Source organism: Anthropogastromicrobium sp. (assembly GCF_037349415.1).
GTDB classification, from domain to species: domain Bacteria; phylum Bacillota; class Clostridia; order Lachnospirales; family Lachnospiraceae; genus Anthropogastromicrobium; species Anthropogastromicrobium aceti.
The window spans coordinates 20,369-27,530 of sequence record NZ_JAXWCK010000011.1 but is presented as its reverse complement, the minus strand read 5'-3'; the positions used below and the strand labels follow the sequence as shown (position 1 = coordinate 27,530).

Genomic DNA, 7,162 nt, shown 5'->3' with positions numbered 1-7,162 from the left:
CTTGGCTTTCATCCCACGGTTAAAACCGTGGGCTTTCCCGCCCGACTTTTGTAAACAATCAACCTATTTCAGCACTTCTTAACTTGAATACTATAAATGTAGGCTTTTATTGGATCAATTATGAAATTAGAAAAGCTAGCAAACGAACACCGCCTAGTATCCTCATTGTTTACCATTTACTGGACCACGCACCACCTCCAAACTTAGCTAATGTCGGCATTGCTATCATTTCTTTCTCCTATTCTGGTGTGGGCGAAGCATTTCGAGATGGCTTAAAGCTGAAAAAGTAAGGTATGCAGAAAAGGAGCTTTCGAATAAGCGAAGGCTCCTTCCTGTGGTGTTTTATTGATTGGCTCTGTAAGCCACTGTCTTAGGATATAATAAATACCACCCGCATAATAAAAAGTACCAAGTCTCATCGTATCATCATCAACATCAGTAAAATATCCTTTATTCATCAAATCTGGATACTGCTCATTAAATCTCTCATTGTTTTTTGGTTACAGCAGAAACCTAATAAAAGTGAACTATGATAGGAAGCAACAGTAATTCCTATTATTTTGGTTCATCCCATATTTTTGGAAACGAAACCAGAATTGGAAAGGATACGAAAAAAATTGAAGAAGTATTTGGAAAAAGCGACACCTATTGTTTTCGTCTGTGACTATCCTTCTCTGCTCCTGATCTCTCTCGGTGTCTTTCCATAATACTTCTCAAACAAATTATAGAAATGACTTACATTTTCATACCCTATCTGCTGTGCAACCTGTTTAACGGACAGTGTCGTCTGTTCCAACAGCTGCTTTGCGTACTTCATGCGTATTTCAATGACATATTGCTGGAATGATTTTCCCCGGTATTTCTTTAAAATCAAAGAATAATAATTTCTATGATAATGAAATTCTTTTTCGAGTTCAGAAACCGTCACTTTTGCAACATTCTCCCGGATGTAGCACTCCAATTCGTACAGTAATGCTTTTTCCCTGCTTTCTTTACTGTCGGTATGAAGCTGTGGAATATATGCCCAGCATAAATACTGTAAAAGACGAATCATAAGTCCATGCTCGATCTGTTCATATCCGGGTTCCCTTGATAAATCTTCAGCCAGAAGATTTTCTAATAATTGCTCAATGTCTACCTCCTTGCGGGAATATTTTCTGGATCTTTGAAGTTGTAAAAAACTCTGTTCTTTTTTTTGTCTCCATAACGCATGAAACAGAAATCTCTGCATCTCATCTGTCCCATCATAACTTCGCAGCAGCTGCTCCAGATAATCTGATCGAATCTGTAAAAACAGTACCGCTGCATCCTTGGCCTCTATGTAATCCGCATGTTCACAATTCTGATCTGTAATCACAAACTCTCCTTGTTCAAACCGGATTTCTTCTCCCAACAGAATCTGCGTAAAGCTCCCTTCAATGACATAAAGGATTTCCACATACTCATGCTTATGAAACCAACTGCGTCTTGGAAATTCTCTTCGGACTAAACGCTGTCCTGCTGGACTTATACTCCATTCCATTCCTTCCTTTCCATAAACAATTAATAATGTAGACATTTTCTCTGCAATCTTCCTGTTTGCTGCAGAAGATGCATGATTCGCCTCTCCAAAATAGGGCAATTCGTCATATTCTTGTTGTTTTTCCGAATCCATGTAGAATCTTCTTATTTCCTTGATTCTGTCAATTATTCTCTGATATTTCGTTATTTTCTTCACTTTCACTTTATGTATCCCCCATTTTATAATTCGTGCATTTCGTCCTTATTATTTACTATACCATTTTCTTTAGTCATTGTCATTCCCGTTGTTTCGTTTTATCATAAAATTAAATAATGTTATGTCGAAAGGCCCAACTATGAAATCAAGGAGGAGCTTATTATGCGTAATCAGAATATTGATCAATGCTGGCAGTTTCAACATGGACTCTATGATGAATTTCCAGATGCTGAAAAAGCAAAATCCATTCGGGAAGTGAATCTGCCGCATGATTATATGATTGAAAGTAATGTCAGCGAAAGCGCCGCTTCCGGTCCTGCCAGCGGCTATTATACACAAGGTGTTGCTTATTACACAAAATTAATCGACATCCCGCAGGAATGGGAACAGGAAGCAGTCTATCTGCATTTTGACGGGATTATGATGAATGCTACGGTCGACATCAATGGATGTAAGGCAATTCTGCAGCACAATGGCTATATTCCATTTTCCGTAAATATTACACCTTATCTCTATTTTGGAAAGAAGAACCGTGTAACTATCACTGTAGCCCCAAGTATGCAGCCTAATTCCCGTTGGTATTCCGGTGCCGGAATCTTCCGCAGCATAGAATTGCTTCATATGCCAAAGCTTCATATTGCTTCGGATGGAATCTTTGGTTATACCAAATCCATTGAATATGATACACTTGGCAATCCCGTATGTGCCTATCTTCACACAGAAGTAGAATTACAGAATGAAACTTTAGAAAATAAAATGGCACTTGTAGAAGTATTTCTCACAAAAGACGGAAGTGATGAAGTCCTTCTCAGTCGGAAACAGAAAATGCAGATCAACCCTAACACTACGGATACTGCATACCTGAATCTGACACTTGAGAATCCGGAACTTTGGGATGTAGAGAATCCAAACCTTTATAAACTGCATGCCAGAGTCACAGATCTTGGTGTGTTTAAAACTCATTTTGTTCCATCTGAGAAAAATACAACAGATGAAACTTCCGTTCTTTTCGGTGTTAAGACGATAACGGCAGATGTAAAACATGGATTACGTATCAATGGAAAAACAGTGAAATTAAAAGGTGGCTGTATCCATCATGACAATGGCATGCTCGGCGCTGTATCACTTTACGATGCTGAGTACCGCAAGATTTCTACTTTAAAGAAGATTGGATTTAATGCAATCCGCACAACACACAATCCACCGTCTGCCGCACTGATGGAAGTCTGTGACCGGCTTGGTATGTATGTTTACGATGAGGCTTTTGATGCCTGGGGAATTATGAAACGGCCTGGTGACTATAATCAGTTTTTCGATGCAGACTGGAAAAAGGATCTCACCCTCTTTATGAAGCGGGACCGTAATCATCCATCCGTTATCATCTGGTCTACCGGAAATGAAATTTCGGAACGTGGAGGTCTGAATAATGGCTATACACTTGCCACACGCATTGCAGAAGCTGCACGTACACTTGATCCCAGCAGACCAATCTCCAATGCAATCTGTTCCTACTGGAGCGGACTTGATGAAGAGTTGTCACTGGAAAACATGAAAAAAATAATGGGAGAAGTCTCTGAAGACACTGTTTCCATACAGAATGCGGACACTGGTAAAAATGATACCAGCTGGGAAGAATACTCCGAAGCATTCACAAATGGTCTTGATATTGTCGGATACAACTATATGGAAGATAAATATCAACTGGATCATGAGATGTTCCCTGAGCGTGTCATCCTTGGATCTGAAAATTATCCAAAAGAAATTGGCATTCACTGGCCAATGGTAGAGAGTACGCCTTATGTCATCGGTGATTTCACATGGACAGCATATGATTATATCGGAGAAGCCGGTATTGGAAAATCTGTTTTCCTTGAGCCGGATGATCCATTATTTAAAATAGGGTCCTTTGCTTTGATGTCTTATAGTTCACAATTCCCTTGGCGTTTTGCGAATGACGCAGACGTAGATATCAATGGCTGTTTGCTGCCACAGGGAGCTTACCGCAGCATTGTATGGGGAAATAATAAGACTTACTTATACTCCTATGACCCTGATGTCTTTGGAAAAAAAGAACTGATCGGTAACTGGGGATTTACAAATGTCACAAAGAACTGGAATTGGAAAGACGCTGATAAAAAACCAGTACAGGTTGCTGTCTTTTCCAATGGAGATGAAGTAGAACTGATCCAGAATGGTACTTCCGTTGGTAAGCTTACTTCCGGAACACGCCTTGCAGCAGAACTTCCACATAGCTTTCTCTTTGACCTGACCTATCTTCCGGGAACTTTGGAAGCTGTCAGCTATAAAGATGGAAAAGAAATCTCACGGGATACACTTGTCACTACCGGACCAGCAAAAGAGATTCGTCTCATCCAAGAGAAAAAAGAACTCTCCGCCAACGGACATGAGGTAGCTTACGTTCGCGTAGAAATCGTAGATGAAAATGGAATTGTTGTTCCAGACGCAGCACTCAGACTCAGTGCAGCAGTGAAAGGTGTTGGTTCGCTGGCTGCCTTCGGTTCATCCAATCCGATTACAGACGAGAATTATACCTCTGGAACTTTCACTTCCTACCACGGAACGGCAACAGCGATCATCCGCAGTGGATACCAGACTGGTATGTGTACCTTGACTGTAGGGTGTGAAGGACTTGATGAGAAAAAAATAGCATTCACAATAAAATAATTTCTAATACCCAAAATGATGCTTGCTTTCACTAGATGAAGTCTCCACAACTTTTTCATTACGGTCTCTCTGTTTCTCACTACCTGTATTCATTTTTGACCTCCTTTTCCTTGGACTAAAAAACGCCCAGACTAGATTTTCGTAAATCTAATCTGAGCGTTTTATATCTCTCAGGTCTAATTTCTCAGACAAGAAAACTAATTTTACAGATTTTGACACCCCTTTTCCTATATTACACAATACTTGAAAATACCGGGTGGAAATCATTACCTCTCATTGGGGAGTAAAAAGCAGTAATGAATTTTCTTAATCATTACTGCTTCAAACAACTGTTCCCTGCGGGAATCGAACCCACAACTGAGACTTAGGAGGTCCCTGTTATATCCATTTAACTAAGAGAACTTTATTCACATATGCATCAGGCAATCCATTCTTTTTTACCACAAAATGGTGCCTCGTACGCCATTTATAATAGCATACTTTTTGTTGTCTGTCAAACAAAGTTTACCACTCCCTGCAGCCAAATATCGCCCTTAAAACGCCGTCCTACCATCGGCTCTCCCATCAGCCCTGAACGGTTCACCAAAACGCGTATACAAATATTATTGCACTTCACATCCATCTGGCACAGCGGCTCCTTGCTGATTTCATTTACAAGAGGCACCACATTTAGAATTTCACCAATGATTGTATATCGATCACTCTCCATTCCACATGGCATAATACTTGATTCAACCATTGTATAGATATCACAACTATTTAACAACCTGCCTACTTTATTACTCAAATTCATATCATCAATTGTCAGGCTGTCAATTGCTTCTTGATTTCCTTCTCTTGCTGCCTCAATCAGTTTCTGACGTCCCTGTTCCTTTTTCTTTGCAATACGAGCAGCCTCTGGTCTCTTCAAAATGGGAAGTAAAATTTTTCCCTGCGTACACAAAGCAGAAAGACAGGCATCTGTCACCGTTGGAAAAAATCCCTGCAGTACCTGATATTTTCGATATTCCATAAAATTATTTACAGAAAAAATCAGATTCAGTCCTAATCGGCAATCATCACAGACGCCATCATACGCTTCTCTCGCACTTTCCTTTTCTATGCTGCATTCTGCCTTAGAAGAACAGACATTACTGTTAATATATGGCTCATAATATTCCATCTGAAAGCTGCCCTGCATATCCTCTTCTCCACAGATCATAAGACCGATGTCTGGTGCAACTTCCTTTGTATAGACGACAAGACTGCTCTCCTCATCCAAACGAATTTTTTGAACCTGATCTGGGAAATTCTGCACGCTGCTTAACAGCTGCTGAAGCTGAGACTTTTTCTTGATTTGCCCAAATCCGATTGCTGGTAAGTATGCGTGCATAAAATTCCCTCCTTTATCATTTTATACTTTTATTTCTTCGGAACCATTTTCTCCATTCCGCCCATATATGGACGAAGAACTTCTGGAATACGAACACTTCCATCTGCCTGCAGATTGTTCTCTAAGAATGCAATCAACATACGCGGCGGAGCTACTACAGTGTTATTTAAAGTATGAGCCAGATACTTTGTCTTATCCGGTCCAACAACACGGATGCCAAGACGACGTGCCTGTGCATCACCTAAGTTAGAGCAGCTTCCTACTTCAAAATACTTCTTCTGACGCGGAGACCATGCCTCAACATCGACAGACTTTACCTTAAGGTCAGCCAAATCACCAGAGCAGCACTCAAGTGTACGAACTGGAATGTCCATGCTGCGGAATAAATCTACAGTGTTCTTCCACAGCTTGTCATACCACATCATGCTGTCTTCCGGCTTACAAATTACGATCATCTCCTGCTTCTCGAACTGATGGATACGGTATACACCTCTCTCCTCCAAACCATGAGCTCCCTTTTCCTTACGGAAACATGGTGAGTAGCTTGTAAGAGTGTATGGAAGATTTTCTTCCTTGTTAACAGTATCAATAAACTTTCCAATCATGGAATGCTCACTTGTTCCGATCAGGTAAAGATCCTCACCCTCGATCTTATACATCATTGCATCCATCTCTGCAAAGCTCATAACACCTGTAACAACATCACTTCTGATCATGAAAGGCGGTACGCAATAAGTAAATCCACGATTGATCATGAAATCTCTTGCGTAGGAAATTACTGCTGAATGCAGTCTTGCGATATCACCCATTAAATAATAGAATCCGTTTCCAGCTACTTTTCTTGCACTGTCCAGATCAATACCGTTGAAAGACTCCATAATATCAGTGTGATACGGAACCTCAAAGTCCGGAACAACTGGCTCGCCAAAGCGCTCAACCTCTACATTCTCACTGTCATCTTTTCCAATCGGAACAGATGGATCAATGATATTCGGGATAATCATCATCTTCTGCTTCAGATCTGCCTCAACCTGCTTCTCCTCTGCACTCAATGCTGCCATGCGTTCTTCTGACGCAGCATCCTCTGCACGTAGCTTCTCAGCCTCTTCTAACTTTCCCTGTGCACGAAGTGCACCATACTGCTTAGATGCCTTCTTATGATTTGCACGAAGGGTCTCAACTTCCTTTTTGATTTCACGGTTGCGAAGATCCAGAGCGATTACCTCATCAACCAGCGGAAGCTTTGCATCCTGAAACTTATTACGGATGTTCTGTCTGACAACGTCCGGATTCTCACGGACAAACTTGATATCTAACATAGTTTTCCAAACCTTTCTGTCTCTACTCTCATACTCAATAAATGCCTTGTTTTATAAGGAAAACAGACA

5 protein-coding genes and 1 tRNA gene are annotated in these 7,162 nt (G+C 40.7%); 1 reads left to right on the top strand and 5 read right to left on the bottom strand.

Annotated elements, in window-relative coordinates; translation table 11 throughout:
- Window positions 1-272: 272 nt before the first annotated feature.
- Together WJP93_RS00830 and WJP93_RS00825 are read right to left on the bottom strand one after the other, a co-directional pair.
- The gene (locus WJP93_RS00830) at window positions 273-458 is read right to left on the bottom strand and encodes a hypothetical protein (RefSeq protein ID WP_337546311.1); all 186 of its coding nucleotides are present in this window, start codon (window positions 456-458) and stop codon (window positions 273-275) included.
- Window positions 459-664: 206 nt separating this feature from the next.
- Window positions 665-1,558, bottom strand: coding sequence for an AraC family transcriptional regulator (locus WJP93_RS00825; protein ID WP_337546309.1), 894 nt, complete (start codon window positions 1,556-1,558; stop codon window positions 665-667).
- Between the two features lie 321 nt (window positions 1,559-1,879).
- Between WJP93_RS00825 and WJP93_RS00820 the strand changes: the two genes are divergently transcribed.
- Window positions 1,880-4,402 carry a glycoside hydrolase family 2 TIM barrel-domain containing protein gene (locus tag WJP93_RS00820; RefSeq protein WP_337546307.1) on the top strand — a complete coding sequence of 841 codons (2,523 nt, stop codon included), beginning with the start codon at window positions 1,880-1,882 and terminating at the stop codon, window positions 4,400-4,402.
- A 330-nt stretch (window positions 4,403-4,732) separates the two neighbouring features.
- Here the strand turns inward: WJP93_RS00820 and WJP93_RS00815 are convergent.
- The 3 genes from WJP93_RS00815 to serS all read right to left on the bottom strand — a co-directional run bounded on the left by WJP93_RS00815 (window position 4,733) and on the right by serS (window position 7,093).
- Window positions 4,733-4,804, bottom strand: a tRNA-Arg gene (locus WJP93_RS00815).
- Between the two features lie 91 nt (window positions 4,805-4,895).
- Entirely contained in the window at window positions 4,896-5,774 is an 879-nt protein-coding gene (locus WJP93_RS00810; RefSeq protein ID WP_337546306.1) for a DUF3881 family protein, read from the bottom strand.
- Window positions 5,775-5,803: 29 nt separating this feature from the next.
- Window positions 5,804-7,093: a serine--tRNA ligase gene (gene serS / locus WJP93_RS00805; RefSeq protein WP_066561171.1), complete on the bottom strand. Its 1,290-nt coding sequence runs from the start codon at window positions 7,091-7,093 to the stop codon at window positions 5,804-5,806.
- Window positions 7,094-7,162 lie beyond the last annotated feature (69 nt).

What these genes read in the sequence shown, in the direction of transcription:
- WJP93_RS00830 (WP_337546311.1), bottom strand. Translation starts at nt 458, where the DNA reads ATGAATAAAGGATATTTTACTGATGTTGATGATGATACGATGAGACTT.
- WJP93_RS00825 (WP_337546309.1), bottom strand. Translation starts at nt 1,558, where the DNA reads ATGTCTACATTATTAATTGTTTATGGAAAGGAAGGAATGGAATGGAGT.
- WJP93_RS00820 (WP_337546307.1), top strand. Translation starts at nt 1,880, where the DNA reads ATGCGTAATCAGAATATTGATCAATGCTGGCAGTTTCAACATGGACTC.
- WJP93_RS00810 (WP_337546306.1), bottom strand. Translation starts at nt 5,774, where the DNA reads ATGCACGCATACTTACCAGCAATCGGATTTGGGCAAATCAAGAAAAAG.
- serS (WP_066561171.1), bottom strand. Translation starts at nt 7,093, where the DNA reads ATGTTAGATATCAAGTTTGTCCGTGAGAATCCGGACGTTGTCAGACAG.